Here is a 26,860-nt window from a genome sequence, read left to right as displayed (position 1 = left end):
GCGCCCAGATCGCCGAATTCGTCAACGCCGTCCTCGACTCCGTCATCGCCATCGCCAACGGCGGCACCGCAGGCGTCCCCAAAATGATCGAAACAGCCCTCGCCGCCAGCGTCCCGTTGTTGATCGGCTTCCTCGCCTCACTCCTCGGCATCGGCAACCTCGCCAACAAGGTCAAATCCGTCTTCCACGCCGTCGCCAAACCCGTCAACCGCGCCATCGACAAAATCGTCAACTTCATCGCCAAAAAGGGCAAAGCCCTCTGGGTGAAACTCAGGGGAAAGGATAAGGCAAAAGACGAGCCAGCCACCCTTGAGGAGAAGCAGACCCGATTGCGCAAGGCTGTCCACGCAGCCATCAGCCAGGTAAACGAAATGCCTGGTGAAACCGCGGAGAAACGCGACATTGATCCCGTACTGGATTCCACTCGGGTGAAGTACGGTCTGACTCGCCTCTACGCGGTGCTCGAAAAAGCGAACTGGGTGATCGTCGGAGAAATCAACCCCAAGCGAAAGGAAACCTCCAACAAGAAGTCAAAGAAGAAGAACAAGAACTCGGATGCGCTCATGCGGCTCGCCGAGGACAACAAGGGAAAATGCAAGGCGGTGGCAATACTCCGCACGGCCGGTGGCGGAACATACGAAGGTGCGAGCACGCAGCAGCGTCCGGCATCATCCATCCACCCGGAGGCACTCAAGGAGATACGACGATTACGGAAGAATCACCATCTGGGGTGTGCTGAAATAGAGTGCATCAGTAAAGCATACGAAGACAAGGAGCGGAAAGAAAGGGAGCGGGCAGAGCACAACAGGCGCAATAGAATATATGAAGATGAGACGTCGAGTGAAGGGGAGAGCAATCCGGCACGGAATGGCTCCATGGAAGCGGCCAAAGCAGAGATGGACAACTGCGGAGATCCTTATATGCCCTGCGATTTCTGCAAACCCCTGCTTTCCGACATGGGTATAAATGTCAGCAATCGCTGATCGTCGACCACAGCCAGGCGAAACCAATGGAGTATTTCGAGTGAGATTGCAGAAGTTGACCAAGAGGGTGTGTAAATCTGATCGCCAGGCGGCTCTTTCGGCGCTGAGCGCACTCGAAGAAAGGATCAGCCCGCAAGGCGCAGCCTTTACCGAAGAGGCCGTGACAGCAATCCCCATGCTTTTTGATGCCGTCACACGCTCGGAAACAACAATTCGGAGCGAGGTCTTGAATTACCTGGGAAGCGCTTACGCGTACACGCTGGGAACCTGGCGTTTCCGATGGGACGAGGATCCGGACACACGCCATCACTTCACCGAGATGGTTTCGTGGGAGCAGATGATCTCGGAGAGCTACCGGAACTGCGCACCCTCGGTCATACCTCTCCTGGGAGCGGATCACGACGAAGCAGTGCGAGGATCGGCTGTCTATCTGCTGTCACGGATCAAGGAATCGGGTCCGGAGTTGGTACCGACGCTCCAGCGTATGTACGACGAACAGGTGGGTGAGCCATTGCGGATCGACATCATCGAAGGCGTGGCAAACCTGACCTTCACACAACGGCCTGCCCGTGCGTCCGACCTGCAATGGCTCAATGAGAAACTGAACGATTCCTCTCCGGCCATCCGATTGGGGACTGCGTTGAGCCTCATGGCGAGGGAAGGGCAGGAAAAAGAGGCAGGACACGAAGATGACGGCCGCAGCCCTTTGAAACAGATCGCCCTCGATGCCCGAGCCGAGGGGGAGCGCGCGTTGCGGCAGACCGCTTGGCTGGCTAATAAGTCGACCGCCTGGGCCCTCGAACGCACAGTCGATCAGAACGCGGAGTCCGGTGGAACGGACGTGTGAAGGGGAACGATGTCGGGCGGGAGGCGCCCGGATCGCGCTCGGTGCTGCTGCGCTCCACCCCGACCACCGGCCGCGCAGCCCGCGACGCGGGCAGTCGCTCGCACCGCGCAGCCGTTCGTCCCTGCCGGCCTCTGGTTCAGGCCACGACGGCTCGTGACGTCTGTGCCCGGAGCCGCCGGAGGCCATCTGCTCTCGGGCTAGGGTCATCGTATGAGCGACAGTTCGCGCGCAGGCGGTGCCCACGGGGTCGACAGCGCCGATGACTCCCTCCGTGAGCGCTGGCGGAACGCGCTCGTCGGTGCCCGAGGCGGGGCGTCCGCGCCCGATCCGATGCCGTACGCCGACAATCTGCTGGCGCGCTGGGCCGAACCGCAGCGGCGGTACCACACCACCGCGCACCTGGTCGCGGTGCTCGACCGCATCGACACGCTCGCCGGGTACACGGCCGATGCGGATGCCGTGCGCCTCGCCGCCTGGTTCCACGACGCGGTCTACCGGCCCGACCGGTCCGAGAACGAGGAACGCAGCGCCGCCCTGGCCGAACGCGCCCTGCCGGAGGCCGGCGTTCCGGCCGACGTCACAGCGGAGGTCGCCCGGCTCGTCCGCCTCACCGTCACCCACGATCCGGCGGACGGCGACACCAACGGCGAGGTGCTGTGCGATGCGGATCTGGCCATCCTGGCGGCGGACCCGAAGGAGTACGCGGCGTACGCGGCGCAGGTGCGCGAGGAGTACGGCTTCGTGCCCGACGACGCGTTCCGGGAGGGACGGTCGGCGGTGCTGCGCCAGTTGCTCGGACTGCCGCGACTGTTCCGTACACCGCACGGCGTGGCTCGGTGGGAGCCGCGGGCGCGGCAGAACCTGCTGACCGAGCTGGAGCTGCTCAGCCACTGAGCAGCTCGCGGCAGAGCGGTGGCCGAAAGCCGGCGGGAGGGTGAAGGGGGCCGGGAATGTAATGGCCGTGATGGCTGTTGGCAGCTGTCATGCCCGACTCTGCCGCTCGCCGCTCCCGCATGCCCCTGGCCGTGTACATCCTGGGTCTCTCGGTCTTCGCCCTGGGCACCAGCGAGTTCATGCTCTCCGGGCTGTTGCCGCCCATCGCCGACGACATGAACGTGTCCATCCCCCGGGCCGGACTTCTCATATCCGCCTTCGCGATCGGCATGGTGATCGGCGCCCCGTTGCTCGCCGTGGCCACGCTCCGGCTGCCGCGCCGCACCACACTGATCGCCCTGATCTCCGTCTTCGGCCTCGGTCAGGTCGCGGGTGCGCTGGCTCCGACGTACGAGGTGCTCTTCGCGTCCCGTGTCGTGAGCGCCTTCGCCTGCGCCGGGTTCTGGGCGGTGGGGGCGGCGGTCGCCATCGCGATGGTGCCGGTGAACGCGCGGGCCCGTGCGATGGCCGTGATGATCGGCGGTCTGTCGATCGCCAATGTGCTCGGCGTGCCCCTGGGGGCCTTTCTCGGTGAGAACCTCGGCTGGCGGGCGGCGTTCTGGGCGGTGGGTGCGGCGTCCGCCGTGGCACTGGTCGGGGTGACGACGCTGATTCCACGCATTCCGCTGCCGGAGCAGAAGCCGCGGCTCAAGCAGGAGATGAGCATCTACCGGGACCGGCAGGTGTGGCTGTCGATCGTGATCACGGCGCTCGCGGCGGGCGGTGTCTTCTGCGCGTTCAGCTATCTGGCCCCGCTGCTGACGGATGTCGCCGGGCTGGACTCCGGCTGGGTGCCGACGGTGCTCGCACTGTTCGGGATCGGTGCGCTGGTCGGTACGACGATCGGCGGCCGGGTCGCGGACGCGCATCTCTTCGGGGTGCTGATGAGCGGCATCGCGGCCTCGACGGTCTTCCTGGTCGCGCTGGCGCTGTTCGCCTCGAACCAGGTCGCCGCGGTCGGGCTCTCGTTCCTGCTCGGACTGTCGGCGTTCTACACGGCCCCGGCGCTGAACGCCCGGATGTTCAATGTCGCGGGCGCCGCTCCGACGCTGGCCGGCGCCACGACGACGGCCGCGTTCAACCTGGGCAACACGGGCGGCCCCTGGCTGGGCGGCACGGTGATCGACGCGGACTTCGGTTTCGCCGCGACCGCGTGGGCGGGGGCCGCGATGACGGTACTGGCGCTGGTGGCCGTGGTGTTCTCGCTGCGGCTGCAGGGCCGCGGCAGGTCGCGACGGGTGACCGGATCGCCCGCCGCGGCGTCGTCGGAAGTGTCCGGAAAGGCGTCGTCGCAGGCGGGTACCCCCGCAGTCTGACGGGCGGCCGTCAGACTGCGGGCGCCGGACGTCCCTTGGGCCGCCGCAGACCGGCCTCCGTGATCCGGCGGACGAGCTCCTTCGAGCCGATCTCCTTCGCCCCGGCCCGTACCGCGTCCTCGTACCGCGATTCCGGTACGTCGTAGTGGTCCCGCTCGAACGCACGGGGCGGGCAGCCGATGGATGCCGCGAAGGTGTGCAGCTCCTCGAAGGACACATCGCTGACCAGGTGCGACCAGAACCGCCCGTGTCCTGGCCAGTCCGGCGGGTCGATGTAGACGGTCACCGCCGCAGTATCCCGCTCAGCGAACCGACCGGTGCGACGGCCACGGCGGCCTTGGTGCACACCCAGTGCGGGTCCGGGCCCAGTTCCGGTTCGACGTCCAGGGCGTGCGGGTCGCCCGCGTCGCAGACCGGGCAGAGCGGCCACCGCCCGTAGCGTTCGAGCAAGGCGTCCTGCACGTCCTGAGCGACGAGGCCGACGACGAACGAGGCACCGTCGGGCCACTGTTCGACCCACCAGCGGCGGTGGGTCACCGCGTCCTCGACCAGCGAGACGATCCCGGCCTCGGCGACGTCACCTGCGGCGAGATCGGCCATGACCAGCGCGCGGGCCGTGTGCAACGCCTGTTCCAAGGGATTCATCTCCATGGGCCCATTGTCACCCCGCCCACGAACCCGCTTCGCGCGCCCGCCCCTGCAGTTTCCGCGCTGCCGGAAGTGCTGTGGAAACGGCCTCGGAATCGGTGTCGGAGGCAGGGACCAAAGGGGGGTTGACGGGCAACCTGGTTGAAAATATCTTTCAAAGGTGACCAATGACCTGAAGGAAAGTTTCAGCGCTGATTCACCGCCCGCCCCGGCGGCTCTCGCGGCCAAGGTGCGTACGCTCGCGCCGTCCATGACCCGCTCCATGCAGCGCGTCGCCGAGGCCGTCGCCGGTGACCCCGCAGGCTGCGCCGCCCTCACGGTCACCGGTCTCGCCGAGCTCACCGGCACCAGCGAGGCGACCGTGGTCCGCACGGCCCGCCTCCTCGGCTACCCCGGCTATCGCGATCTGCGCCTGGCCCTCGCCGGGCTCGCCGCGCACCAGCAGTCGGGCCGGGCTCCCTCCGTCACCGCCGACATAGCGGTCGACGACCCGATCGCCGATGTGGTCGCCAAGCTGGCCTACGACGAGCAGCAGACCCTCGCCGACACGGCCGCGGGGCTCGACACCGTCCAGCTCGGTGCCGCGGTCGCCGCCGCCGCCACCGCCCGGCGCATCGACATCTACGGTGTGGGCGCCTCGTCGCTCGTCGGCCAGGACCTGGCGCAGAAGCTGGCCCGTATCGGCCTGATCGCGCACTCCCACACGGACCCGCACCTCGCGGTGACCAACGCCGTGCAGCTCCGCTCCGGCGACGTGGCCATCGCGATCACGCATTCCGGCTCGACCGTCGATGTCATCGAGCCGCTGCGGGTCGCCTTCGACCGCGGCGCGACGACGATCGCGATCACCGGCCGCCCCGACGGCCCGGTGACGCAGTACGCCGACCACGTGCTGACCACGTCCACCGCCCGGGAGAGCGAGCTGCGGCCCGCCGCCATGTCGAGCCGTACGAGCCAGTTGCTCGTCGTCGACTGCCTGTTCATAGGCGTCGCGCAGCGCACGTACGAAACGGCCGCACCGGCGCTCGCCGCCTCCTACGAGGCGCTGGCCCACCGCCACACCCCACGCCCGCGCTGACCCCGACCGGAGCCGAACCGGCCCTCACCGCCCGCACCCGCCGAACCGTACGAGACCGAGAAAGCTGAGCCGCTCTCCATGACCTCCACCACCGACGCCGACACCACCACCCCCGACGGATACGGGGAACTGCGAGCCCAGCTCGAAACGCTCACCACCGAGGCGTTCCGGCCCGAGCTCGCCGAGATCGACCGCCTGGACACGCTTGAGATAGCCCGGATCATGAACGGCGAGGACCGGTCCGTCCCGGCCGCCGTCGGCGCCCGGCTGCCCGAGATCGCCGCCGCGATCGACGGCACCGCTGAGCGCATGGCCCGCGGCGGCCGGCTGATCTACGCGGGCGCGGGCACCGCCGGCCGGCTCGGCGTGCTGGACGCCAGCGAGTGCCCGCCCACCTTCAACACCGACCCCTCCGAGGTCATCGGCCTGATCGCGGGCGGCCCGTCCGCCATGGTGCAGGCCGTCGAGGGCGCCGAGGACAGCAAGGAGCTGGCCGCCGCCGACCTCGATGCCCTGGACCTCACCGCCGACGACACCGTGGTCGGCATCTCCGCCTCCGGCCGTACGCCGTACGCGATCGGCGCCGTCGAGCACGCCTGTGGCAAGGGCGCGCTGACCATCGGGCTGTCCTGCAACGCGGACTCCGCACTGGGTGCCGCGGCCGAGCACGGCATCGAGATCGTCGTAGGCCCCGAGCTGCTGACCGGCTCCACCCGGCTCAAGGCGGGTACGGCCCAGAAGCTCGTCCTCAACATGCTCTCGACGATCACGATGATCAGGCTCGGCAAGACGTACGGAAACCTCATGGTCGACGTCCGCGCCTCCAACGAGAAACTGCGCGCCCGCTCCCGCCGCATCGTCTCGCTCGCCACCGGAGCGTCCGACGAGGAGATCGAGGCCGCCCTCGCCGCGACCGACGGCGAGGTGAAGAACGCCATCCTCACCATCCTCGGCCAGGTCGACGGCCCCACCGCCGCCACCCTGCTGACCGCGTCCGACGGCCACCTCCGCGCCGCCCTCGCCGCCGCCCCCCGCACCACCTGACCCACCGGCTCCACCCCCGCACCCCCGCACAGCAAGGCACCACGCACCATGGCAACAGAAGACAAGAACCGCGCCACCGCCGCCGCGATCCTTCCGCTCGTCGGTGGCGCCGCGAACGTCAGCTCCATCGCCCACTGCATGACCCGGCTCCGGCTGGGCCTGCACGACCGCTCGCTCGTCGACGACGAGGCCCTGAAGGCGGTACCCGCCGTCATGGGCGTGGTCGAGGACGACACCTACCAGATCGTCCTCGGCCCGGGCACCGTCGCCCGGGTCACCCCGGAGTTCGAACAGCTGGTGGAGGAGGGCAGGGCAGCAGCCCCTGAAGCGGCGAATGTTTCCGCCCCGGCCTCGGCTTCCGCTTCCGCTTCCACCTCCACCTCCGCCTCCGCTTCCACCTCCGCCTCGGCGGATGAACTGGCCACCCAGGGTGCAGCGATAAAGGCAGCGCGGAAGGCGAAGAACGCCACCCCGTTCAAGCTGTTCCTGCGCAGGATCGCGAACATCTTCGTCCCGCTGATCCCGGCGCTCATCGGCTGCGGCATCATCGCCGGTCTCAACGGCCTGCTGGTGAACCTGGGCTGGCTGACCTCGGTCACGCCCGCCCTGGCCGCGATGGCGTCCGGATTCATGGCGCTGATCGCCGTGTTCGTCGGCTTCAACACGGCGAAGGAGTTCGGCGGTACGCCGATCCTGGGCGGCGCTGTCGCCGCGATCATCGTCTTCCCGGGCGTCGCGAACATCGAGGCGTTCGGCCAGAAGCTCTCCCCCGGCCAGGGCGGTGTGCTGGGCGCACTGGGTGCGGCAGTGCTCGCGGTGTACGTGGAGAAGTGGTGTCGCCGCTGGGTGCCCGAGGCACTGGACGTACTGGTCACCCCGACCCTCACCGTCCTGGTCTCCGGCCTGGTGACGATCTTCGGCCTGATGTACGTGGCCGGCGAGATCTCCACCGCCATCGGTACGTTCGCCGACTGGCTGCTCTCCAACGGCGGCGCGGGCGCGGGCTTCGTGCTCGGCGGTCTCTTCCTGCCCCTGGTGATGCTGGGCCTGCACCAGGCACTCATCCCGATCCACACCACCCTGATCGAGCAGCAGGGCTACACGGTCCTGCTGCCGATCCTCGCGATGGCGGGCGCCGGCCAGGTCGGCGCGGCCGCGGCGGTCTACTTCCGTCTCCCCCGCAACGAGTCGATCCGCCGCACCATCAAGTCCGCGCTCCCGGCCGGTCTGCTGGGCGTCGGCGAACCGCTGATCTACGGCGTCAGCCTCCCGCTCGGCCGCCCGTTCATCACGGCGTGCGTGGGCGGTGCGTTCGGTGGCGGCTTCATCGGCCTGTTCAACCAGCTCGGCGACAAGGTCGGCTCCACGGCCATCGGCCCGTCCGGCTGGGCCCTGTTCCCCCTCCTCGACGGCAACCACGGCCTGGGCACCACGATCGCGATCTACGCGGGCGGCCTGCTGGTCGGCTACCTCGCCGGCTTCCTCGCGACGTACTTCTTCGGCTTCAGCAAGGACCTGCTGACGGAGTTCAACGTCTCCCAGGCACCGGCCGAATCAACGGTCGCGGCAACGGGCGGCCCGGCGTCCCCGACGACGGGCCCCGACAGCCCGGCAAAGGAACCGGCCGGGGTCTGATCCCGGCATACGGATACGGATGAGGGGCGGCACCCGATGGCCGGGGGCCGCCCCTTTCCGTGCCTTCTCAAACCGGGAATTCGTCCGTGAGGAGGGTCGTACCGAAGGGCTCGGGCAGCGTGAGCGGCTTGCCGAACGGCACCGGGTCGGAGCGCTTGTACGTCCCGTCCTCGTTCGGCTCCGTGAACAGAGTGGCCATCGCCCCACGCGTGTCGAACCGGTCGATCAACAGGTACATGGGTACGCCCGCGCGTGCATAGGCGCGGTACTTCTTCGTCCGGTCCTCCCGGGCGTTGCCCTTCGACGTGATCTCGACGATGAGCAGGGCTTCCGATGCGTCCATCGGATCGCTGCTCTCCGGGTCGGCGGCATCGATGAGCTCCGAGGGCATGACCACAAGATCTGGCACATAGAGCTTGTCGAGCGGGGCTACGTGGATGCCGAGGGTCTGGTAGATCTCCAGCTCTTCGGGCAGCTTTCCATAGAGCCTGCGCTGCACTTTGGCGGCAATGCCGTTGTGATGCGCATGAGGCGGAGGTACCAAGACGATCTGCCCTTCGTCGATCTCGGCGCGCCACCCCTCGGGCACGTCGAGTTCACGCCATGTCTGCAGCAGGTAGTCCCACGGGCGGCCCTCAGAGGCCTGGTCGTTCTCGACCATCGCGGCGGTCATCGCGAGTCCCTTCTTCTGTGGCCTGTCAAAGGAGCGTAGATCGACGGTTCTGCGGCAGTTCGCCGCTCGCACCAGCGTCCCACGATCGTGCGACGTACGCAGCGACCCTCCGCCGTCCGCCCGGTCGCGGTGCGCGGTTCAGAGTCGGCAGGGGCCCCTTCTACGCATGTCGGCGGGGCGGCCGGGCGCCGCTCAGGCGCTCGTTGAGCCGCTGGGGGCGCTCCCAAGCGCCGGGCTCCGTTCCGTCGCCGAGCACATGGCGCAGGACGGACCGGGCAGCCGGGCCGAGCTGGGTGGGCGCGGTTTCGGCGAGGGCTCTGCGAGCATGGTCGAGGCCGCGGTCGGCCAGGGCGCCGGACCCCACATGCTGCTCCGCCCCCGCCACGCCCCGATGGTGTCGCACGCCACCTGAACAGAACCTGTACGCGCTGGGGTGTCCGGCACAGGCCGGGTAATACTGGCCCGGTGACCGCTGCACGCATTCTTGTCGTCGAGGACGACCACGGCCTGCGCGATGTCCTGGCCCGTGGCCTGCGCGACGAGGACTTCGACGTCGTGACCGCCGTCGACGGCGCGACCGCCCTGAAGACCGTCGACGAGTCGGTGCACGCGGTCGTCCTCGATGTGGGGCTGCCGGACTCCGACGGGCGCGATGTGTGCCAGGCGATGCGCGGTGCGGGGTTCACCGCTCCGGTGATCTTCCTGACCGCCCGCGGCAATCTCACCGACCGGCTCTCCGGTTTCGCCTCCGGCGGCGACGACTACCTGGTGAAGCCGTTCCACCTCAGCGAGCTCGCGGCCCGCGTCCGGGCGGTCCTGAACCGGGCCGGTCACCGCGGCAGCACCACCCTCGCCGACAGCGCGGGTGCGATGCGGCTGAACCCGATCAAGCACGAGCTGACGGTCCACGGCCGCCCCGTGGCCCTGACACCGACCGAGTTCCGTCTGCTGGCGTGCCTGATGGCGGGCCCCGGGAGCGTGGTGCGCCGTCGGGCCCTGCTGCGGACGGGCTGGCCGGAGGGGGCGCAGGTCAGCGACAACACCCTGGACCAGTACCTGGCCCGCCTGCGCCGCAAGCTCCGCGAGGCGGACAGCCCGCAGACCATCAGCACCGTCCGCGGCATCGGCTACCGCTTCGGCTGAGAACCAGAACGGCAACACATCCGCCGCGTCCGACCAGAGGCCCCGATGAACCGATGAAACGCCCCCTGACCCTCCGCGGCCGCCTCGCCCTGATGGCCCTCGCCACCAGCGCGCTGTGGATCGGCGTCCTGACCACCGTCTTCAACATCGCCCTCGACAAACGGCTCCATGGACAGGCCGACGACGTCATGCGCACCCGCGCCGAGGCCGTGGCGGCGACGGTGGACGTACGACCGGACGGCCGGCTGGTCGTACGGGCGCCGACCGAGGACCGGGCCCTGGACGCCGGGGTCTGGATCTTCCAGGGCGGCACGGTGGTCGAGAAGCCCCCCACCGCACCCGCCGGCCTGGAGGCGCAGGCGGCCCGCCTCGCCGGCCGGCGCGAGACGTTCGCCGACGCCGAGGGCCCCGGGTCGTGGCGGCTGTACGCCTTCCCCGTCGACGCACCCGCCCGGCAGGGCCACACACCCACGCAGGCCGGCACCGTCGTCAGCTCCGTCAGCCTCGACCCGTACCGCAGCACGGCGGACACCGCTCTGATCGGTTCGATCGCGCTGGCGGTGTTTCTGCTGGCCACCATCTATCTCCTGACCCGCCTCGTCGTACGACGGGCCCTGCGCCCGGTCGCCGCGATGAGCGAGCAGGCCACGCGGTGGAGCGCGGCGGGCGCTCCCGAACGGTTCGGTGCGCAGGGCAGACCCGCCGAGCTCGCCGCGTTCGCCACCAGCCTGGACGCGCTGCTGGACCGGCTGGCCGCCGTCCTGCGTCACGAGCAGCAGCAGGCCGCCGAGCTCTCCCACGAACTGCGCACACCGCTCGCCCGCATCGCCGCCGAAACCGAGTGGCTGACCGGGCGCCCGCGCAGCGCGGAGCAGCAGGAAACCTCCCTGGAGGCCATCGCGGGCGCCGCCGCGACCATGCAGCAGATCTGCGACTCGCTGCTCTCCGAGGTCCGTACCCGCAGTGCGCAGACCCCCGGCCGCTCCCGCTTCTCCGACATCGCGCACCGCCTGGCGGAACGCAACGCGGCCCTGTTCCCAGACGCCCCGCCGGTGACCGTCGCGGCGGGCAGCAGCACCCCCGGCAGCGCACCCGAGGTGAGCATCGGCGTCTCGGAGGACGTCGCCGAGCGCATCCTGACGCCGCTCCTGGACAACGCCCGCCGCTATGCGGCCCACTCGGTCACTCTCACCTGCGAGGCGAGAGCGGGCGAGGTCACGGTGTACGTGTCCGACGACGGACCCGGCGTGCCGGAGGACTTCGTCGCCTCCCTCTTCGAACCCGGCCGTCGCGCCCGCCCCGAGGACGGACACGACGGCGCGGGACTCGGTCTGGCCCTGGCCCGCCGGCTCGCCAGGGCAGCGGGCGGCGACATCGCGCTGGACACCGCGGCGCCCGGCGCGCGCTTCGTCGTCACCTTTCCTGCGGGCTGACCTCGGCAGAGCCGCCCTGCGCCACATCGCGCCGCGTCCGGGTCAGGAAGACGACCAGAGCGAGGATGACGACGAGGAACAGGACGCTGGTGCCGACCGTGCCCAGTCCCAGCCCGCCGTCCGCGGTGGGCTGCGACAGGTAGTCGCCCAGCGAGGCGCCGAGCGGCCTGGTCAGGACGTACGCGATCCAGAACGACCACACCGCGTTGAAGTCCAGCGTGCGGTGTGCGAGGGCCACCGCCGCGATCAGCGCGGCGAACACGACCGCGGAGAGCCAGTACCCCAGGTCCAGCTTCTCCGCCGTGAGGTCGCCCGCGGACGTGCCCAGAGCGAATGTGAACAGGATCGCCAGCCAGTAGAACGCCTCGCGGCGCGTCGTCCGGATCGAGTGGATGGACAGCGTCCGCTCACTCGCGTACCAGGCGAAGAACGTGACGGCGAGCGCCACCGCGAACACCACGGTCGTGGTCTGGAGCGGAACGCCGAGGTTGTCGGTCAGGTTGTCGCTGATCAGCGTGCCGACCACGCTGATCAGAACCACGGACAGCCAGTACAGGCCGGGTACATACCTGCGCGCCCGGAACTGGAAGACCAGGGTGACGACCAGCAGCGCACTCATCAGGTACGAGGTGTTGGTCAGCCCCATGCCCAGGTTGTCGTTGAGCAGATCGGCCGCGGTCTCACCCACGGTGGTGCACAGCACCTTGATCACCCAGAAGTAGACGGTCACTTCCGGGACCTTGTTCAGCATCTGTCGCGCCCGGGAGCGCGTGCCGGACGCATACGCGTCGGTCAAGTCGGTTGTCATGGAACGGCACGCTGGCAGGGCCTGCCTGAAATTTTCCTGACTGCGCTCAGCGTGGGAGCCGCCCCTCCCCGTAGTGGTCGGCGACGGCGGTGAACGCGGCCTTGGGTTCCCATGGCAGGCCGGGGTAGGTGGTTCCGAGGCGGTCCTCGAAGACCTTGACGATGCCGTAGCTGGCCAGGTCCAGGTCTTCGCGGGGGTCGCCGTCGGGGCGGTGCACATGGTCGTACAGCGCAAAGGTGAAGACAAAGGTGCTGTCGATGCCGCCGGCGTCGAAGGCCTCCAGCAGTTCCCGCACATACGCGGCCTGACCGGCCTCGTCGCGGGCGTACTCGCCGTTCAGCCGGAGTGGACCGGCGTCCTTGTCGTACTCGACGATCTCCAGACCGTGGGCTCCCCGGTCAGCCGCACCCCGGTAGCCGGCCGCGCCGAACTCCGTGATCGCGACCGGCTTTCCCTGCGCGACGAGGTGATGGACGCCTTCGGCGAACCGGTCGGCGGTCTCGGCCGACCGGTAGAGATCCACGGACATGATGTCGAAGGGGGCCCAGTCGACGCGTTCGAGCGGTACGGACGCGTAGGTCACCCTGCCGCCGAAGCGCTCGCGGACGAGTGCCGCGGCCTTGTCGAGGAAGTCGTTGACACGCGCACTGACCTGCCCGATGTGCTCGCGCACGCGATCCGGCCGGCTCAGCAGCGCGACCCGGTCGTCGATGCTGTCGCCGGGCAGGAATCCCTTGTTCATCAGGCTCAGCTCGGCGCCGGCGACGAACACGACCTCCGCTCCCCGCCGCCTGAGCCGCTCCGCGCGCTCGGCGCAGTCGGCGAACAGCGACAGCATTTCGTCGGCGGTCAGTTCGAGCGGGTACGGGGAGAACCAGACCTCAAGGCCGAGGTCGGCCGCGTACCCCGCCGCGAGCTCCACCCGCTCCGGATCACCGCCCATGACGCGGACCGCGTTGCAGTGCAGGTCATCACGGATGATGCGCAGTTCGCGCCCGACCACCTCCGGGTCGAAGAGCTTTCGGGAGACCGCTCCGTTCTTGACGAAGCCGGTGTCGTAGCTGATGCCTCTGGCCCGCATGCTTCGCATCCTCTCCTGGCGGAAGAATTTACGGTACTCGCCGTACCCTAATTGCCGCCCCTCGGGGATGGCAACCACAATGGGAAGGTACGAGCGGTACCGCTCACGAGAAGGGGCCATGACGGAGAATCCGACGAGACAGCCAAGCGCCGGGCAGACGCGGCGACGCGGAGCCGTCCTGGAGGAGGCGATCCTGCGCGCAGCGGTGGACGAACTCACCGAGTCCGGATTCGCCGGGTTGACCATGGACAAGGTCGCCGCCCGCGCGGGCACCAACAAGAACGCCATCTACCGCCGCTGGCCCAACCGCCTCGCGCTCGGCATCGCCGCCTACCGGCAACTGGCCACGACAGTCCAACCGCCCGACACCGGCGACCTGCGCAGCGACGTACTCGAACTACTACGCGGGGCCAACCGTCACTGGAGTTCCCCCCTCGGAGCGATCCTGCGCGAACTGCTTTCCGCAGCCGGTGGCACGTCGGAACTCCTGGCACAGCTGCAAGAACAGTCCAGCGACGCCGCGGCAGCCCCCTGGCTGACCATCCTGGGGCGCGCGGTCGCACGCGGCGAGGCCTCCCCCGAAGCCCTCCACCCGCGGGTCGCCACCGTGGCCGTCGTCCTGCTGCGCAATGAATTCGTCGTGCGCGGAGCCCCTACGGCACCCGACGACGTCCTCGTCGAGATCGTCGACGAGGTGTACCTGCCCCTGGTGCGGCGCCGCGACCCGGCCCCGAACTGACCGTACGCCCCGCGGGTCGCCCGGAGCGCCGGGCACCACTTTCCGCATTTACTCCACTACGTTGCGCAACGAGCAGCCGTGATCATCACGGCTCGCCATGCACCCATGGAGATCCTCGTGCGACACATGTTCACCAAGGTCGGAAGCCTCGCCGCCGTCGCGATGCTCGCCTTCACCGTGGCCCATCCGGCCCAGGCCACCCAGCACAGCGAGGGGGCGCAGCGCGCCGCCGTCGCGCCCGCCTACTTCGAGATGACCGACATCACCCGGAGCACGTTCATCGTGAAGCTGGTGAAGGAGCGCGAGATCCAGCACGCCAGGGACCTGGTGAGCGGCGCCACGAACGACGAGCCTCACGTCGTCGGCAGGCTCAAGAAGTACCCGGCCTCGTACAACCCGGGCTGGAGCTACCACTACGACCCGCAGACGGTCCACTTCTTCGACTACGCCATCGAGGTCTGCGACGCGACACTGCCGTACGTCGAGGAACACCTCGACGAGGCCGGCGGCCCCTTCCTGCCCGGCCTCATCTTCTGCCCCTGGACTTCAAAGCTCGTACGCGAAGTACCCGCACCATAAGGCGAGTCGACCGGCCAGGCCGGCCCGATCGAAGGGCGGCACCCGTCCAGGGCGTCGCCCTTCCTCTCGTCCTCCGCCGCGTCAGACCCGACACCCCGACACCTTCACGGCAGCCGCCCCTCCCGGTTGACCTCTCTGACCCGGGCCCGCAGCACCTCCCCGAGCGGTGCCGGGCGCACCGACTCCGGCGGGCAGTCCCACTCGGCCCCACCACCCGGCGCCCGCAGCTGCACATACGGCCCGACGCACCCCATCACGCGCCCCACCCGCCCGTCGCGCGTGTCCACCGCGAACGACCCGGGCTCCGGCACACACGGCTCAAGCCCCTCATCCGTCATGACCGGCCAGCCCCTGCGCCTCCAGGACCGCGCTCAGCCGCAGCGCCGTGTCGAGATTGCACCGCCCGAGGTCCACCAGCGGCGACGCCGGTTCGTTCCCCGCACACGACACAGGGTCGACCCGCAGCGACGGCAGCGTGATCCCGACCCCGGAGAACCCCTCCTTCAGCCGCGCCACAGCGTCCTCCGCCGCCCGCACTCTGCTCTCTGCCGTCCTGCGCCGTTCCATCGTCGTCATGATCCATCCCTTTCCACGCTGAGTGATGACAATGCATACCCAGCGTGGCCAACACGTCGCTGGCCTGGAAGAGGCGCAGAACCAACAACCGCACGTGTGTCACAGGGAGTTGTCATGCCAGGCCCCAAAGAACTCGACCCCTCCTCCTCGCCACGCGCCCTGCTCGGCGCCGAACTCCGCCATCGGAGGGAGGGCAAAGGCCTCTCTCAGGAGGAGCTGGGCCTTCCGCTGTTCGTCAGCGGCTCTTTCATCGGGCAGTTGGAGTCCGGCACACGACGGATGCAGGTGGATCAGGCCCAGAAACTGGACGAGATCCTGAAGGCGGACGGGTTCTTCGTGCGCAACTGCGCCGCCCTGAAGAAGTCGAAGTACCCGGATCACTTCGCCGAAGCGGCCGAGGCGGAGGCCGTGGCAAAGACGATCAAGGAGTACGCGCCTCAGCTGATCCCGGGGCTGTTGCAGCCGGAGGCATACGCGCGAGCGGTGTTCCGGGCGTACCAGCCGACGGCTGTGGAAGACGTCATCAACGACCTGGTCGCGGCACGACTGTGAACGAGCTCAGCTCCTGACCGATCCAACAACGCCCTTGGTTTGGGCGGTTCTGGACGAGGCGGTGTTACGTCGCCAGGTCGGCAGCCCGGCGGTGATGGCTGAAGCGCTCCGCCACATCCTGGAGCTGGCCCGCAAACACCGGATCATCGTGCAGGTGCTGCCGTTCAGCGCGGGTGCCCACATGGCCATGGAGGGCCAGTTCAAACTGATGTCCTTCGAGGACGCGCCTCCACTCGCCTACCTGCAGGGCCTGAGTACAGGGACATTGCACGACGAACCGGCAACCGTCAGGCACTACGAGCTGACCTACGATCTGGTGGTGGCCAGCGCATTGTCACCGGAATTGTCCCTGGCTCTGATCGAGTCGGTGGCGGAGGATTACGCCCATGAAGATCAGCGGTTCTGACTACGACCTGTCCACGGCCACCTGGCACAAGTCCTCCCACAGCGGCGGCAGCGGTGGGGACTGTCTGGAGGTCGCGACCTGGCGAAAGTCCACGTACAGCGACGGCAGCGGCGGCGACTGCCTCGAAGTCGCCGACGGCCACCCCGGCATCGTCCCCGTCCGCGACTCCAAGGTCACCGAAGGCCCGGCGCTCGTGTTCCGTACGGCGGCGTGGTCGTCCTTCGTCGCGAACGTCAAGCGCGCTTAGCCGCAGCACCGGCTCATGCCCGGGGTGGCTGCGACGCGGCAGTCGGATATAGCCCGTGGCCACCCATGGGGGAGGCGTCGACGGCAGAAAGCCCGAACCCGTCTGTCATGGGCGTCCGTCGGCTGCACAGCTGGGGCGCGTCCCCGTTCACCGTTGGGAACGCGCCCCCCGACGCCATGGCCTCGTAAGACCTCGGCCGCCGAATCAGCTGGTGAAGACGAAGTACTTCCAGGCGCCGTACGTCGTCGAGTTCACGCTGTCCCCGGAAGTGCCGTTGATGTACGAGGAGCGCACCCGGGCGCGGACGCCCGACTTGCCGGAGTGGCCCAGGTTGACGACCGACTTCCCGTTGGTGCCGAGCTTGAAGTACTCGGTGGCCCCGTCGTACCACTTGCCCTGGTAGTACACCTCGAGCTCCAGCCGCTGCTTGCGGCCCTTGTAGTAGCTCATCGTCGTCGTGGAGATGACGTCGGTGTTCTTGTGGAAGTAGTAGTACGTCGTGGAGCCGATCTTGCCGGTCCGGTAGTACTTGGACAGCGCCGTCGAGACCTTCACCCGGGCGTACGCCGTGGACTTGACCGACTTCGGGGCGTAGCGGGCGTCGCCCTTGAACACGGCGGTGACCGTGGCGTCCCGGGTCATGTCCAGGGTGACCGACAGGTTGCCGCTGGAGTTGACCGTGCCGGTCTTCACCAGCTTCTTCGGCTTGTCCGTGCCGAAGGGGTCGGCCCAGATCTCGACCGTGCGGTTCTTGTGCGTCGCGCCGAGGTGCGCGGTGAACGCGACGTCCTTGCCGTAGTCGTACAGCTTGCCGTTGTTGTTCAGCGTCAGCGTGGGCGTGGCGCGGGAGACGTCGACCGTGTCCGAGGCAGTCGCCGGCGTGTGCGTCGCGTCACCGGCGTACGTCACCTTGTACGTGACCTTGGCGCCGGCCGGCGGGGTGTCCGTGAAGGAGAACGTGCCGCCCGCGCCGAGGTACTTGGTGCCGAGCGACTTGCCGTTGGGCGACTCCATGTCGGTGCGGGTGACGGCCAGCGGGGTCCCGGCGGGCAGCACGAGGCCCGAGGTGAGCGAGCCCTTGACGGTGAGCGACTTCCCGCGGGTGGCGGTGGCCGGGGCGTCGGCCTTCAGTGTGACGACGTACTTGCGGGGTTCGTCGACGACGTTGAACGTGGAGGAGTCGTTGTCGCCCCCCTCGCTCACCACGAACAGCTTCCCGCCGTCGGCCGACCAGTTCATCGAGTGCCCGAACCAGGGCATCCAGCTGTGCGACAGGTTGCGGACGCTGGCGGGCCGGCCGGGGTCGCTGCTGAAGACGTACGTGTCGCCGAGGTCGTCGGTGTCGAGGACGGTGGCCGCGACCGTGCCGTCCGGGGCGATGCTGACCGTTTCCGGTTCGGAGGCGACGGGGAAGGTGCGGACCTGCTCCAGGTCGGAGAGCCGGTACTCGGTGAGCGCGCGGTTTCCGGGCCCGGCCACGACGACGTTCTGTCCGTCCGGGGTGAGCGCCGCGTCGTTGTAGAAGCCGCCCTTGTCGGCGGACACGCGGATCACCGGGGTGCCGGAGGAAATGTCGTAGACGAGGATCGGACCGGAACTGATGCCTGCGTCGAGGGCAAGCAGCGTGCCCGGGTTGTCCGGGTCCGCGTAGAGCCTGGGCGGGCTGGCGAAGTCGTGTCCGGCCGCCAGGTCCAGCGTCACCGTCGGCGTCTCGGCGGTCAGGTCGACCGAGCCGAGCCCGGAGCCCCACTGGTCGCCGTATCCGAACCACAGCTTGCCGTCGGCGTGGACGAGCCGGGAGGGAATGGTCTTGTCGCCGGTCGGGTACTCGGCGGTCTGCGTGAGCGTCGCGGTGTCGAAAGCGACGATCTTGTCGGCGCCGTACACCGCGGCGTACAGCGTGCTTGAGTCCGGGCTCAGTTCGAGGTCCCGGACCTGGGGCAGGCCGGTCAGCGTGGTGACGGCCTTGCCGGTGTAGTCGGTGACGACGATCTTGTTCTGGGACCTGTCGCTGAAGTACAGCCGCTGGTGGATGCCGTCGACGACCGTGTCGTCCGCGGACGTGACCGGGATGGTCCTGGTGGTGTCGGCGGAAGCGGGTGCGGCGGTGAGTACTGCCGAGCTGAAGAGGACCGCCAGTACGGTGGCGGCCGGGAGAATGCGCATACGCACGGTGATTCGAACCCCCCGGAACGAGTGTGGGGCCACTGCGTGCAGCTGACAGGCGACAGCCGATCTGTGTGACCTGTGCTGCCCGTGTGGCGAGTGAGCGAAGACTAAGTCATGCCACCGACACCATGACCAGCGCCCCCACCACCGGTTCCCGGTGAGCCCGCGCAGCCGATGTGGGCTGCTGCTACGGCGATCGGAACAGTACCTACAACTCGTCCGCCGCCGACCGCTCCACCGAGGGCGAAGCGGTCGTCGCACATGCCCATGTTCAGCGGGATGCCGGGAAAACGCTCACCCGGACCCTGCGCCATCACGGACTGAACGGCTTGATCACGCGCACGGCCGGCCTCCCCGCCGGCCAGGTGGTCTCGGGCGGCTCGCGCCGGAGCCGGAACCAGGCCGTCACGGCTTCAGCTTGTCGGCCTCCCTGACTTCCTGGAGGTGGATGAGGACGTCGTAGGCCTTGGCGAGCGCGGTGTCACGCGGCTCCTCGGGGAACAGCGTGCCGACATTGAGCGTGGGCCGGGCGGCGTTCAGCCAGTCGCGCGCGGCAGCCGGGGCGGTGCGGATGTCGAGGTAGAAGTCCCGGTAGCGGACCTTGTCGAGGGTGGCCTCGTTCCGGTCGGGCTCGGCGGCGGGAACGGTGAACTTCTTCCACTCGCCGCCCAGCGCGGCGTCCTTCGACAGGAAAGAGCCCTGGTTGAAGGTGAAGCCGATGGGGAGGTAGTTCTTGCCCATCGTGTCGCGCAGGAACGACCCCTGCGTCTTGGAGTACGTCTCGGGATCGCTGGCGACGTAGGCGACATGGTCGTTGTGCGCGGACAGCAGCACCTTCTGGCCGGTGCGCTGCTGCCACCAGGAGACGTTCTGGGCCATCACCTCGTCGCGGAAGCGCTGTGAGGCGGCGTTCGACTCCGGGTCGTCCGGGTTCAGGGTGAGGAATTTGGCGGTCTGGGCGACGGACCGGGCGTTCTGCTCGGCCCAGTCGAACGCGTCGCCGCCGGAGCCCTTCAGACCGCTGACCAGCTCCAGGGCCTGCTGTGCCTTGGCGGCGAGCTGCTGCCGTTCCGCGAGCGGCTTGCCCAGGTAGGCGAAGACGTCGTCGATCGGGCGCAGACCGGTGTAGAGCTCGTTGAGCCGCGGCAGCGCCTCGGGATTGTTCTTCTGCACGTAGCCGGTCACCCGGCCGAAGAATTCGTCACTCAGTGAGGGAGCGCCGATGTCGTCGCCCATGAAGTGGACGGTGCGGTCGGGGTGGTGGCGGTTGTAGTCCCGCATCCACTCGATGAGGCTGACGAACTCCTCGCGGTCCCAGGGCGAGTTGGTGAGCGTCTCCTTGGCGATCTTGCGGGCGTCGCCCTTGCCGGTCTGGAGGTAGTCGTCGATCTGGAGTCCCGCGGACCAGCTCAGCTCCAGGGCGAAGGTGGTGAAACCCTTCTTCTCGACGAGGTGGCGGAAGACCCGCTCCTTCATGGTGAAGAACTCGTGGGAGCCGTGGGTGGCCTCGCCGAGGCCGACCACCTTGGCGTCGCCGATCATCGAGCCCAGGGCTCGCAGGTCGGCCGTGTTCCCCCCGGGCTCGGTCGTCCGCAGCGGGTGGGCCGCCTGCTCCAGTGCGCGGACCGGGTTCTGCTCCCTGCCGGCCGTGTCTGCCGTGGCTGCCTGGACCGCCACAGGGGCGAGGACCGCTCCCGTCGCGACCGCGGCCGTCGCCAGCAGTACCCGTCGGCTGATCCGCTTCCGATGCCTCGCCATGCTGTTACCTCTCAACTTACGTATTGCAACTTGAGAAGGATCATTGCCTGCGATTCGGCTGCCGCGCGCTGGGAGAAGCCTCCAACTCTTCCGGGGGGATACCCCCCGGAGGAGCCGGAGGGCAGCGCCCGCTCGCGCACTCGATCGGGTGGACGTTTCCGGCGATAGATGCGGTTCGGGTGAAAAATGCCCTCGCCGAACGCGATCATTCGGCCGTGATCTCAACAATCCGGACGGCCCGCCGTCCCAAGTCCCTGATCCCGGCCGGGCTCGGCGCACTCACCATGCTCTCCCTGCTCCCGGCGATCCCGGCCACGGCCGCACCCGTGAAGGATCCCTCGGCACGGCCCGCCGCGCACACGTCACCCCGCGCGGTGACCCAGGCCGAGCGCAGGACCGCCGCGTACCTCGACTCGTTGCGGAACAGGCCCGAGCGGCTGAATGCATTCTTCAAGGCGCTGCCCAAGGGGGGCGACCTCCACAACCACCTGTCGGGCGCGGCAAGGACCGAGTTCCTGATCAAGCTCGCGGGCGAGAAGGGCCTGTGCATCGACGCGACGATGACAGCCGTCGCACCCCCGTGCGGACCGGGCAAGCGGCCCGCCATCGACGCGCAGACGGACGCCGCGTTCCGGCAGCAGATCGTCCGGGCCTGGTCCATGCAGGATTTCCCTGCCACCCAGTCCGGGCACGACCACTTCTTCGACACCTTCGGCAAGTTCAGCCTGGCGACCTGGGACCGCGGCAAGCTGCTCGCGGACGTGGCCGACACCGTGGTGGAGCAGAACCAGTTCTATCTGGAGACCATGGTCACCCCCGCGTCGGACAGCGCCAGAAGGCTGGCCGAAGCCGTGGGTTACGACCCCGACTTCGCCGCCTTCCACCGCAAGCTCCTGGCCGGTGGGCAGCTCGACCGGGTCGTGGATGATGCGGTCCGGGAGGCCGACGGCGCCGACACCCAGTTCCGGGCGGCCGCGCACTGCGACACCACGCGCCCCGACCCGGGCTGCCGGCTCCCCGTCAGGTGGATCTCCCAGGTGTCCCGGGGCAGCACACCGGCGCGGGTGTTCACGCAGATCGCGGTCGGCATGCGGCTGGCGGAGCGTGACCCCAGGTTCGTCGCGGTCAACCTCGTACAGCCCGAGGACGGAGAGAGCGCGCTGGCCAACTACAGCCTCCAGATGCGGATGCTGAACTATCTGCGCGGCCAGTACCCGGGCGCCCACCTCACCCTGCACTCCGGTGAACTGGCCCCCGGCCTGGTCAAGCCCGAGGACCTGACGTTCCACATCCGCGAGGCCGTACTCGTCGCCGGAGCCGAACGCATCGGACACGGCGTCGACCTGGTCCACGAGGACGACTGGCGGCAGCTCGCCCGGACGATGGCACAGCGCAAGGTGGCGGTCGAGGTGCCGTTCAGCAGCAACAAGCAGATCCTCGGCATCGCGGGCGACGACCACCCGTTCAACGCGTACCGCCGCTACGGCGTCCCGGTGGTCCTGTCCACCGACGACCCGGGGGTCTCGCGGATCGACATCAGCCACGAGTACCAGTACGCCGCCAAGACGTACGGCCTGCGCTACACCGAGCTGAAGGACCTGGCCCGCGCCTCGCTGGAGTACGCGTTCCGCAACGGCCGCAGCCTGTGGGCCACCGGCTCCGCCCCCTCCGACTACCGCCTGGTCGACGCCTGCCGCAGCGACCGGCCGGGCACCGACCGCCCGAGCGCGCGCTGCGCCCGCTACCTCGCCGACAACCCGAAGGCGGCGACCGAGTGGCGCCAGGAAACGGCCTTCGCCACCTTCGAGAGCCGTCACCGGTAACAGCGCACAGCACACGTCCGGACCCGGGCCCCGGGCCCGGACGTTTCTCCGCTACTCCGCCGAAGCCGACCAGAGGTGACTGAGCGTGCCCAGTACGAGACGGCACACGTCGTCCGGATCGGCCCCGGCCAGCGGCTCGCGCGCGACGACCGTCCGCATCAGGCCGATGCCCAGAAGCCACGCCATGGCGAGATCCGCACGCAGGGCACCGTCCTCGGTGCCGGAGAGCCCGGCCAGCGCGCCCTGGTACTCCTCGCCCAGCTTCCGCAAGGTTCCGGCCGCCTCGTCGCCCCGACCGATGGACCGCAGATAGACCTCCAGAGAGCGATCCTCCGTCCCCCCGACCGCGCTGCGGGTCAGCATCGAGCGCAGGGCGGTCTCGAAGAGCTCTTCGGGCGGTGTCGTGCGCAACTGCTCAAGTCCGCCCTGTGCGAGAACCTCCGTGAGCAGCCCCTGTTTGGACCCGAAGTACCGGAACAGCAGAGCCTGGTTGGCCCCGGCCCGCTCCGCGATACTGCGGACCGTCGTCCCTTCGTAGCCGCGCTCCGCGAACAGGTCACGGGCCGCTTCCAGCAGTCGGCGACGCGTGGCCGCGGCGTCGCGACGGCGCTCTCCGGACGGCGGTGCGGGCGCGGGCTCCATGGCGGATTTCCTCTCGGACGGCCCGTCAGGATAACGGCCGTAAAGCATCGTTGACCGCCCGAAAGACACACTCCTAACGTTGTAAGCAGCTGCTTACATATCGGAGGCCGCAGTGACGACAGCAGACATCACCCCCACCGCCTACCCCTTCAACACCCCCGACGGGCTCCAGCTCGCCGACGCCTACGAGCGCGCCCGCGACCGGCCCGGCCTCTTGCGGGTCCAGATGGAATACGGCGAACCGGCCTGGCTCGTCACCCGCTACGCCGACGCCCGGCTCGTCCTGGGCGACCAGCGCTTCAGCCGGGCCGCGGGTGCCTCGCACGACGAGCCCCGGCAGTCCGAGGGCCGACGCGACAGCGGCATTCTCAGCATGGATCCGCCCGACCACACCCGGCTGCGCTCCCTGGTCGCCAAGGCTTTCACCGTCCGCCAGATCGAGAAGTTACGTCCTCAGGTCCGGGAGCTGACCGCCGGCCTCCTCGACGACATGGAGGCGGCCGGACCGCCCGCGGACCTGGTCGACCTGTTCGCGCTGCCGCTGCCGGTCGCGGTGATCTGCCGAATGCTGGGCGTACCCGCCGAGGACCGTCCACGATTTCGGGTGTGGAGCGACGACGCGCTGTCGACCAGCTCCCTCACGGCCGCGGAGTTCGACGCCAGCCGCGACGAACTGCGCGCCTACATGGCCGAGTTGATCGACCAGCACCGGAAGTCGCCTCAGGACGACCTGATGACGGCACTCATCGAGGCCCGCGACGGCGGCGACCGGCTCTCCGAACTCGAACTCGTCGATCTGTGCGTGGGCATCCTGGTGGCAGGACACGAGACCACCGCGTCCCAGATCCCCAACTTCGTCCTCACTCTGCTGGACCATCCGGACCAGCTGACCAGGCTCAGGGCCGATCCCGGCCTCGTCCCGGGCGCAGTGGAGGAACTGCTGCGCTTCGTACCGTTGGGGAGCGGCGCCGGCCAACCCCGTTACGCCACCGAGGACATCGAGGTCGGCGGCACCCTCGTCCGGGCGGGCAGTCCGGTCCTGGTCGCCATGGGCGCCGCCAACCGCGACGCGCTGCGGTTCACCGCCCCGGGCGTGCTCGACATCGCCCGCGAGGGCAACCAGCACCTCGGATTCGGCCACGGCGTCCACCACTGCCTGGGCGCCCCGCTGGCCCGGCTCGAACTTCAGGAGGCACTCATCGCGCTCATCACCCGCTTCCCGGGGCTGCGACTGGCCGGCGATGTGACGTGGAAGTCCGAGATGCTGGTACGCGGCCCGCGTGTCATGCCGGTCGGGTGGTGACCGGGATGACCTGGAACGTACGCGTCGATCCAGAGCTCTGCCAGGCGTCGGGCATGTGCGCCGGGGTCGCCCCGGAAGTATTCGCTCTGGACGGCGAGCACGCCCGGGCGCGGACGGACGGTATCGAGCCGGACGAACGGGTCCTGGACGCCGCCGACATCTGCCCGGCCCAGGCGATCACCGTGCACGACGGGAAGTCGGTCATCGGCCCGCGCCGCGAGTGAGAAAACGCCCCGTGCCTGGAAGGACGTTCCAGGCACGGGGCGGCTGCGTGATCGCCGAACAGGACAGTCCTAGCCGAGCCGCTCCAGGATCCACTGGGGCCCACCGTCGTAGCTGAGGATCGCGCGGTGGCCCTGCGTGGTCAGGCGGCCCAGCTCGCCCCGGCCGAGGGCGATGGCGACCGGCCCTTGCGAGGCCTCGCCCTGGATCGTCCACTGGTCGGGCTGCCTGCCGCACTCGTCGACCCACACCGCCGGCGGGTAGATCCGGATCGGCGAGAGCGCCAGGCAGCGGCCTTCACCGCGCGCCTCGACGATCTGGGCCAGGCCGTCACCCTGGTTGCGGATCTCCCACACGGTGCGGGGGCTGCAGGGCTCGATGTGACCGCCCATCGGGCCTTCACCGCCCGCCAGGCATGCGCCGCTGCGCACATCACGGATGAGGTAGGTGCCGTCGTCGGCGGCCTGGGACGGGGTGGCGAGCGCCAGGACCGCGACGGCGGACGCGGCCAGCGACAGGATCGAGCGAATACGCACGGGACTCCTCATACGAGTTCGAGGCGGAAAGTACGGGCCACCTGGCCCGGACACCAAGGTCACAAGAGCTCGCCGCCCTTGCCCCGCTTCCCGCATCGCGCCCCCACCGATCCACCCCCTCAGCAGCGGCGCATTCGGAGTACACCCGGCGCATTCAGATCAACGCGCACGCCCCCTCACCAGGGGCATTTCACCCGGAGCTCAAGCCGCGAAGTCCGAGCGCTCTTTCCGAGGAACGGGAGGTGGGCCACTTCCCACCCACCCTCCCCACCCGGCCAGTTGACTTTTCGTGACCGGCTTGCCACGGATGGTGGCGACGCTCTAGCGTTCCGAATAACGAACGACCCCTGCCGGTGCGGGAACACCGAACAGGGGCCTGACCAACACGATCGACAGGAACTCGATCCCATGGCTGTCAGCCAGCTTAGTGCTGCCCCGTGCGCCCCGCACGTACCCCTGCCCGCGCCCCCGCATCCCATGGCCAATCCGGGTTACGGCAAGCGTTCCGCACCCGCCCAACGCCCACGCACCGACCGCGACTTCGCACATCTGCCGCCCCGTGAGGCATCCATCGCGGCCTACATCGACCGGCTGCCCGACGGCGCCGACATCTCCGTGAAGACGCTGGCCAAGGTCCTCCCTTACGGGCAGTGCGCACTGCGGACCGCCCTCAACCGGCTCCAGGATGCCGGGCATCTGCGGCGCGGCAGCGAGTGCGCGGCCAATGACGAGGTCCTGCTCTGGGTGACGCGGACGTTCTTCTCCCGTACCGCGCGGGACGACGACTGGTGGGCGGCGTTCACCCGGGGTGACGTACCGCCGGAGCGGCGGCACCAACACCCCACCCGCTCCCGGGCGTTCTTACTGCTGGCCGCACTGGGCCGTACCGCCCCCTCACTCACCCTCTCGGCGGCGGACTGCGCGGCGCTGGAACCGCAGGTCACCGACTGGTTCGAGCGCGGCGCCACCGAGGCGGAGCTCCTGCACGCCCTCACCGACGGCCTCCCCACCCCCGTCCACCACGCGGCGGCCCTCGTCCGCAGGCGGCTGACCGACAAAATGCCACCCGAACGGGTCACTCCGGCACAACAGCGGACGGTGTTGCGCGCCCTCGAATGCAGCGAGTGCCGCGCACCCGGCAGTGCGGAGGCCCTGATCGGCGGCCGGTGCGGACCATGCCGGGGCAACCCCGTCGACGCTCCCGCCGGACCGGCCGGAACCGTCCCGGCCATGGGCGTACTCAGCCGCATGAACGAGGTCCGGGCAGCTCTGACCCCACGAGCCGAGAGGAAATACCGATGACCGTGCAGCTCATCCGGCACGAAGGCCGGGCACGATGGAAGGGAGGAGGCGAAGCCATGACCCCCAGCACCGCCGACCACCCTGATGACATGTCCGTCGAGGAATTCGAGGAGCTCGACCGCCGCGCGCCGGAAACAGTGAGGCTCGAATTCCTCGACGGCCACCTGCTCGTCAAGCACGGCCCGATCCACATCGACGACTTCGAGGAACTCGCCCGGGTGGCGCCGGAAATTCCCGACCCGGTCGGGTTCACCCTCGACACGGACAGGCTCAAGGACTTCGTCCGCTGACCGCCGGATGTCCGAAACCGGCTCCCACCTGGGGGTGGTTTGATCCACTTCCCCTTCCTGGTCGCTACTCCGCGTGTTCATCTTGACACTCGCT

At 69.0% G+C, this 26,860-nt stretch carries 28 protein-coding genes and 2 pseudogenes; 18 read left to right on the top strand and 12 right to left on the bottom strand.

Features of this window, described 5'->3' with window-relative positions; translation table 11 throughout:
• The 4 genes and pseudogenes from IEZ15_RS45520 to IEZ15_RS34875 form a co-directional block, all read left to right on the top strand.
• Positions 1-983 (top strand): annotated as a pseudogene (locus IEZ15_RS45520) (hypothetical protein); the annotation flags it as partial.
• Positions 984-1,023: 40 nt separating this feature from the next.
• Positions 1,024-1,830 carry a hypothetical protein gene (locus IEZ15_RS34885; RefSeq protein WP_189280919.1) on the top strand — a complete coding sequence of 269 codons (807 nt, stop codon included), beginning with the start codon at positions 1,024-1,026 and terminating at the stop codon, positions 1,828-1,830.
• A 210-nt stretch (positions 1,831-2,040) separates the two neighbouring features.
• Positions 2,041-2,724 (top strand): HD domain-containing protein, encoded by a 684-nt coding sequence (locus tag IEZ15_RS34880; protein ID WP_189280918.1) that lies wholly within the window; start codon positions 2,041-2,043, stop codon positions 2,722-2,724.
• A 119-nt stretch (positions 2,725-2,843) separates the two neighbouring features.
• The gene (locus tag IEZ15_RS34875) at positions 2,844-4,079 is read left to right on the top strand and encodes a Cmx/CmrA family chloramphenicol efflux MFS transporter (RefSeq protein ID WP_189280926.1); all 1,236 of its coding nucleotides are present in this window, start codon (positions 2,844-2,846) and stop codon (positions 4,077-4,079) included.
• Between the two features lie 10 nt (positions 4,080-4,089).
• On the opposite strand, the gene IEZ15_RS34870 is transcribed toward IEZ15_RS34875, so the two are convergent.
• Both IEZ15_RS34870 and IEZ15_RS34865 read right to left on the bottom strand, forming a co-directional pair.
• Positions 4,090-4,365, bottom strand: coding sequence for a DUF4031 domain-containing protein (locus tag IEZ15_RS34870; protein WP_114245854.1), 276 nt, complete (start codon positions 4,363-4,365; stop codon positions 4,090-4,092).
• Positions 4,362-4,730, bottom strand: coding sequence for a DUF8819 family protein (locus tag IEZ15_RS34865; protein ID WP_093895806.1), 369 nt, complete (start codon positions 4,728-4,730; stop codon positions 4,362-4,364). Before IEZ15_RS34865 ends, IEZ15_RS34870 begins: the two co-directional genes overlap by 4 nt.
• Before the next feature lie 157 nt (positions 4,731-4,887).
• Here IEZ15_RS34865 and IEZ15_RS34860 point away from each other — a divergent pair, with 157 nt between their 5' ends.
• From IEZ15_RS34860 to IEZ15_RS34850, 3 genes are all read left to right on the top strand, one after another.
• A complete protein-coding gene (locus IEZ15_RS34860; protein ID WP_114245853.1) occupies positions 4,888-5,805 on the top strand; it encodes a MurR/RpiR family transcriptional regulator in 918 nt (305 codons plus the stop codon).
• Between the two features lie 78 nt (positions 5,806-5,883).
• Positions 5,884-6,849 carry an N-acetylmuramic acid 6-phosphate etherase gene (murQ, locus tag IEZ15_RS34855; RefSeq protein WP_189280917.1) on the top strand — a complete coding sequence of 322 codons (966 nt, stop codon included), beginning with the start codon at positions 5,884-5,886 and terminating at the stop codon, positions 6,847-6,849.
• A 48-nt stretch (positions 6,850-6,897) separates the two neighbouring features.
• Positions 6,898-8,484 carry a PTS transporter subunit EIIC gene (locus IEZ15_RS34850; RefSeq protein ID WP_189280916.1) on the top strand — a complete coding sequence of 529 codons (1,587 nt, stop codon included), beginning with the start codon at positions 6,898-6,900 and terminating at the stop codon, positions 8,482-8,484.
• Positions 8,485-8,551: 67 nt separating this feature from the next.
• Here the strand turns inward: IEZ15_RS34850 and IEZ15_RS34845 are convergent, their stop codons facing one another.
• Together IEZ15_RS34845 and IEZ15_RS34840 are read right to left on the bottom strand one after the other, a co-directional pair.
• The gene (locus IEZ15_RS34845) at positions 8,552-9,157 is read right to left on the bottom strand and encodes a Uma2 family endonuclease (protein WP_114249203.1); all 606 of its coding nucleotides are present in this window, start codon (positions 9,155-9,157) and stop codon (positions 8,552-8,554) included.
• Positions 9,158-9,317: 160 nt separating this feature from the next.
• On the bottom strand, positions 9,318-9,542 hold the full coding sequence (locus IEZ15_RS34840; protein ID WP_189280915.1) for a DUF6177 family protein: 225 nt from the start codon (positions 9,540-9,542) through the stop codon (positions 9,318-9,320).
• Between the two features lie 80 nt (positions 9,543-9,622).
• Here IEZ15_RS34840 and IEZ15_RS34835 point away from each other — a divergent pair, with 80 nt between their 5' ends.
• Positions 9,623-10,300, top strand: a complete 678-nt coding sequence (locus tag IEZ15_RS34835; RefSeq protein ID WP_189280914.1) for a response regulator transcription factor — start codon at positions 9,623-9,625, stop codon at positions 10,298-10,300.
• Between the two features lie 53 nt (positions 10,301-10,353).
• On the top strand, positions 10,354-11,733 hold the full coding sequence (locus IEZ15_RS34830) for an ATP-binding protein (protein WP_189280913.1): 1,380 nt from the start codon (positions 10,354-10,356) through the stop codon (positions 11,731-11,733).
• Here IEZ15_RS34830 and IEZ15_RS34825 read toward each other — a convergent pair.
• The gene (locus IEZ15_RS34825; RefSeq protein WP_189280912.1) at positions 11,714-12,541 is read right to left on the bottom strand and encodes a COG4705 family protein; all 828 of its coding nucleotides are present in this window, start codon (positions 12,539-12,541) and stop codon (positions 11,714-11,716) included. The genes IEZ15_RS34830 and IEZ15_RS34825 overlap by 20 nt on opposite strands.
• Before the next feature lie 46 nt (positions 12,542-12,587).
• Positions 12,588-13,622: a glycoside hydrolase family 113 protein gene (locus IEZ15_RS34820; RefSeq protein WP_189280911.1), complete on the bottom strand. Its 1,035-nt coding sequence runs from the start codon at positions 13,620-13,622 to the stop codon at positions 12,588-12,590.
• A 118-nt stretch (positions 13,623-13,740) separates the two neighbouring features.
• On the opposite strand from IEZ15_RS34820, the gene IEZ15_RS34815 reads away from it, so the two are divergent.
• Together IEZ15_RS34815 and IEZ15_RS34810 are read left to right on the top strand one after the other, a co-directional pair.
• Positions 13,741-14,361, top strand: coding sequence for a TetR/AcrR family transcriptional regulator (locus IEZ15_RS34815; RefSeq protein ID WP_189280910.1), 621 nt, complete (start codon positions 13,741-13,743; stop codon positions 14,359-14,361).
• 105 nt (positions 14,362-14,466) lie between these two features.
• Positions 14,467-14,940 (top strand): BP74-related protein, encoded by a 474-nt coding sequence (locus tag IEZ15_RS34810; protein ID WP_373302688.1) that lies wholly within the window; start codon positions 14,467-14,469, stop codon positions 14,938-14,940.
• A gap of 104 nt (positions 14,941-15,044) precedes the next feature.
• Here IEZ15_RS34810 and IEZ15_RS34805 read toward each other — a convergent pair whose 3' ends face one another.
• Complete coding sequence (locus IEZ15_RS34805) at positions 15,045-15,278, bottom strand: hypothetical protein (RefSeq protein ID WP_114245844.1); 234 nt, start codon at positions 15,276-15,278, stop codon at positions 15,045-15,047.
• Positions 15,268-15,516 carry a hypothetical protein gene (locus IEZ15_RS34800; protein WP_373302687.1) on the bottom strand — a complete coding sequence of 83 codons (249 nt, stop codon included), beginning with the start codon at positions 15,514-15,516 and terminating at the stop codon, positions 15,268-15,270. The genes IEZ15_RS34805 and IEZ15_RS34800 overlap by 11 nt, the downstream gene beginning before the upstream one ends.
• 114 nt (positions 15,517-15,630) lie before the next feature.
• Between IEZ15_RS34800 and IEZ15_RS34795 the strand changes: the two are divergent.
• Positions 15,631-16,474 (top strand): annotated as a pseudogene (locus IEZ15_RS34795) (helix-turn-helix domain-containing protein).
• Positions 16,455-16,721, top strand: a complete 267-nt coding sequence (locus tag IEZ15_RS34790; RefSeq protein WP_189280909.1) for a DUF397 domain-containing protein — start codon at positions 16,455-16,457, stop codon at positions 16,719-16,721. Before IEZ15_RS34795 ends, IEZ15_RS34790 begins: the two are co-directional and overlap by 20 nt.
• Positions 16,722-16,925: 204 nt before the next feature.
• On the opposite strand, the gene IEZ15_RS34785 is transcribed toward IEZ15_RS34790, so the two are convergent.
• Both IEZ15_RS34785 and IEZ15_RS34780 read right to left on the bottom strand, forming a co-directional pair.
• Positions 16,926-18,893 (bottom strand): YncE family protein, encoded by a 1,968-nt coding sequence (locus IEZ15_RS34785; protein ID WP_189280908.1) that lies wholly within the window; start codon positions 18,891-18,893, stop codon positions 16,926-16,928.
• A 402-nt stretch (positions 18,894-19,295) separates the two neighbouring features.
• Complete coding sequence (locus IEZ15_RS34780; protein ID WP_189280907.1) at positions 19,296-20,648, bottom strand: erythromycin esterase family protein; 1,353 nt, start codon at positions 20,646-20,648, stop codon at positions 19,296-19,298.
• Between the two features lie 215 nt (positions 20,649-20,863).
• On the opposite strand from IEZ15_RS34780, the gene IEZ15_RS34775 reads away from it, so the two are divergent.
• Positions 20,864-22,471, top strand: a complete 1,608-nt coding sequence (locus IEZ15_RS34775) for an adenosine deaminase family protein (RefSeq protein ID WP_189280906.1) — start codon at positions 20,864-20,866, stop codon at positions 22,469-22,471.
• A gap of 51 nt (positions 22,472-22,522) precedes the next feature.
• On the opposite strand, the gene IEZ15_RS34770 is transcribed toward IEZ15_RS34775, so the two are convergent.
• Positions 22,523-23,113, bottom strand: a complete 591-nt coding sequence (locus tag IEZ15_RS34770) for a TetR/AcrR family transcriptional regulator (RefSeq protein WP_189280905.1) — start codon at positions 23,111-23,113, stop codon at positions 22,523-22,525.
• 112 nt (positions 23,114-23,225) lie between these two features.
• Here IEZ15_RS34770 and IEZ15_RS34765 point away from each other — a divergent pair, with 112 nt between their 5' ends.
• Both IEZ15_RS34765 and IEZ15_RS34760 read left to right on the top strand, forming a co-directional pair.
• Positions 23,226-24,416: a cytochrome P450 gene (locus IEZ15_RS34765; RefSeq protein ID WP_114245838.1), complete on the top strand. Its 1,191-nt coding sequence runs from the start codon at positions 23,226-23,228 to the stop codon at positions 24,414-24,416.
• Between the two features lie 5 nt (positions 24,417-24,421).
• Positions 24,422-24,640, top strand: a complete 219-nt coding sequence (locus IEZ15_RS34760; RefSeq protein WP_189280904.1) for a ferredoxin — start codon at positions 24,422-24,424, stop codon at positions 24,638-24,640.
• Positions 24,641-24,709: 69 nt separating this feature from the next.
• Here the strand turns inward: IEZ15_RS34760 and IEZ15_RS34755 are convergent, their stop codons facing one another.
• Positions 24,710-25,174, bottom strand: a complete 465-nt coding sequence (locus IEZ15_RS34755) for an RICIN domain-containing protein (protein WP_189280903.1) — start codon at positions 25,172-25,174, stop codon at positions 24,710-24,712.
• A 408-nt stretch (positions 25,175-25,582) separates the two neighbouring features.
• Here IEZ15_RS34755 and IEZ15_RS34750 point away from each other — a divergent pair, with 408 nt between their 5' ends.
• Positions 25,583-26,476 carry a hypothetical protein gene (locus IEZ15_RS34750; RefSeq protein ID WP_373302686.1) on the top strand — a complete coding sequence of 298 codons (894 nt, stop codon included), beginning with the start codon at positions 25,583-25,585 and terminating at the stop codon, positions 26,474-26,476.
• Between the two features lie 56 nt (positions 26,477-26,532).
• Complete coding sequence (locus tag IEZ15_RS47355; protein WP_373302685.1) at positions 26,533-26,766, top strand: hypothetical protein; 234 nt, start codon at positions 26,533-26,535, stop codon at positions 26,764-26,766.
• Positions 26,767-26,860 lie beyond the last annotated feature (94 nt).

Origin of the sequence: Streptomyces atratus (assembly GCF_014648655.1) — a bacterium.
Taxonomy (GTDB): Bacteria; Actinomycetota; Actinomycetes; order Streptomycetales; family Streptomycetaceae; genus Streptomyces; species Streptomyces atratus.
The sequence above is the reverse complement of the archived record's forward strand: the minus strand, read 5'-3'. Positions and strand labels throughout refer to the sequence as shown.

Coding starts and splice junctions, on each gene's coding strand:
- IEZ15_RS34880 (WP_189280918.1), top strand. CDS start 2,041: ATGAGCGACAGTTCGCGCGCAGGCGGTGCCCACGGGGTCGACAGCGCC.
- IEZ15_RS34875 (WP_189280926.1), top strand. CDS start 2,844: ATGCCCCTGGCCGTGTACATCCTGGGTCTCTCGGTCTTCGCCCTGGGC.
- IEZ15_RS34865 (WP_093895806.1), bottom strand. CDS start 4,730: ATGGAGATGAATCCCTTGGAACAGGCGTTGCACACGGCCCGCGCGCTG.
- murQ (WP_189280917.1), top strand. CDS start 5,884: ATGACCTCCACCACCGACGCCGACACCACCACCCCCGACGGATACGGG.
- IEZ15_RS34850 (WP_189280916.1), top strand. CDS start 6,898: ATGGCAACAGAAGACAAGAACCGCGCCACCGCCGCCGCGATCCTTCCG.
- IEZ15_RS34845 (WP_114249203.1), bottom strand. CDS start 9,157: ATGACCGCCGCGATGGTCGAGAACGACCAGGCCTCTGAGGGCCGCCCG.
- IEZ15_RS34830 (WP_189280913.1), top strand. CDS start 10,354: ATGAAACGCCCCCTGACCCTCCGCGGCCGCCTCGCCCTGATGGCCCTC.
- IEZ15_RS34825 (WP_189280912.1), bottom strand. CDS start 12,541: ATGACAACCGACTTGACCGACGCGTATGCGTCCGGCACGCGCTCCCGG.
- IEZ15_RS34820 (WP_189280911.1), bottom strand. CDS start 13,622: ATGCGGGCCAGAGGCATCAGCTACGACACCGGCTTCGTCAAGAACGGA.
- IEZ15_RS34815 (WP_189280910.1), top strand. CDS start 13,741: ATGACGGAGAATCCGACGAGACAGCCAAGCGCCGGGCAGACGCGGCGA.
- IEZ15_RS34810 (WP_373302688.1), top strand. CDS start 14,467: ATGGAGATCCTCGTGCGACACATGTTCACCAAGGTCGGAAGCCTCGCC.
- IEZ15_RS34805 (WP_114245844.1), bottom strand. CDS start 15,278: ATGACGGATGAGGGGCTTGAGCCGTGTGTGCCGGAGCCCGGGTCGTTC.
- IEZ15_RS34800 (WP_373302687.1), bottom strand. CDS start 15,516: ATGACGACGATGGAACGGCGCAGGACGGCAGAGAGCAGAGTGCGGGCG.
- IEZ15_RS34790 (WP_189280909.1), top strand. CDS start 16,455: ATGAAGATCAGCGGTTCTGACTACGACCTGTCCACGGCCACCTGGCAC.
- IEZ15_RS34780 (WP_189280907.1), bottom strand. CDS start 20,648: ATGGCGAGGCATCGGAAGCGGATCAGCCGACGGGTACTGCTGGCGACG.
- IEZ15_RS34770 (WP_189280905.1), bottom strand. CDS start 23,113: ATGGAGCCCGCGCCCGCACCGCCGTCCGGAGAGCGCCGTCGCGACGCC.
- IEZ15_RS34760 (WP_189280904.1), top strand. CDS start 24,422: ATGACCTGGAACGTACGCGTCGATCCAGAGCTCTGCCAGGCGTCGGGC.
- IEZ15_RS34750 (WP_373302686.1), top strand. CDS start 25,583: ATGGCTGTCAGCCAGCTTAGTGCTGCCCCGTGCGCCCCGCACGTACCC.
- IEZ15_RS47355 (WP_373302685.1), top strand. CDS start 26,533: ATGACCCCCAGCACCGCCGACCACCCTGATGACATGTCCGTCGAGGAA.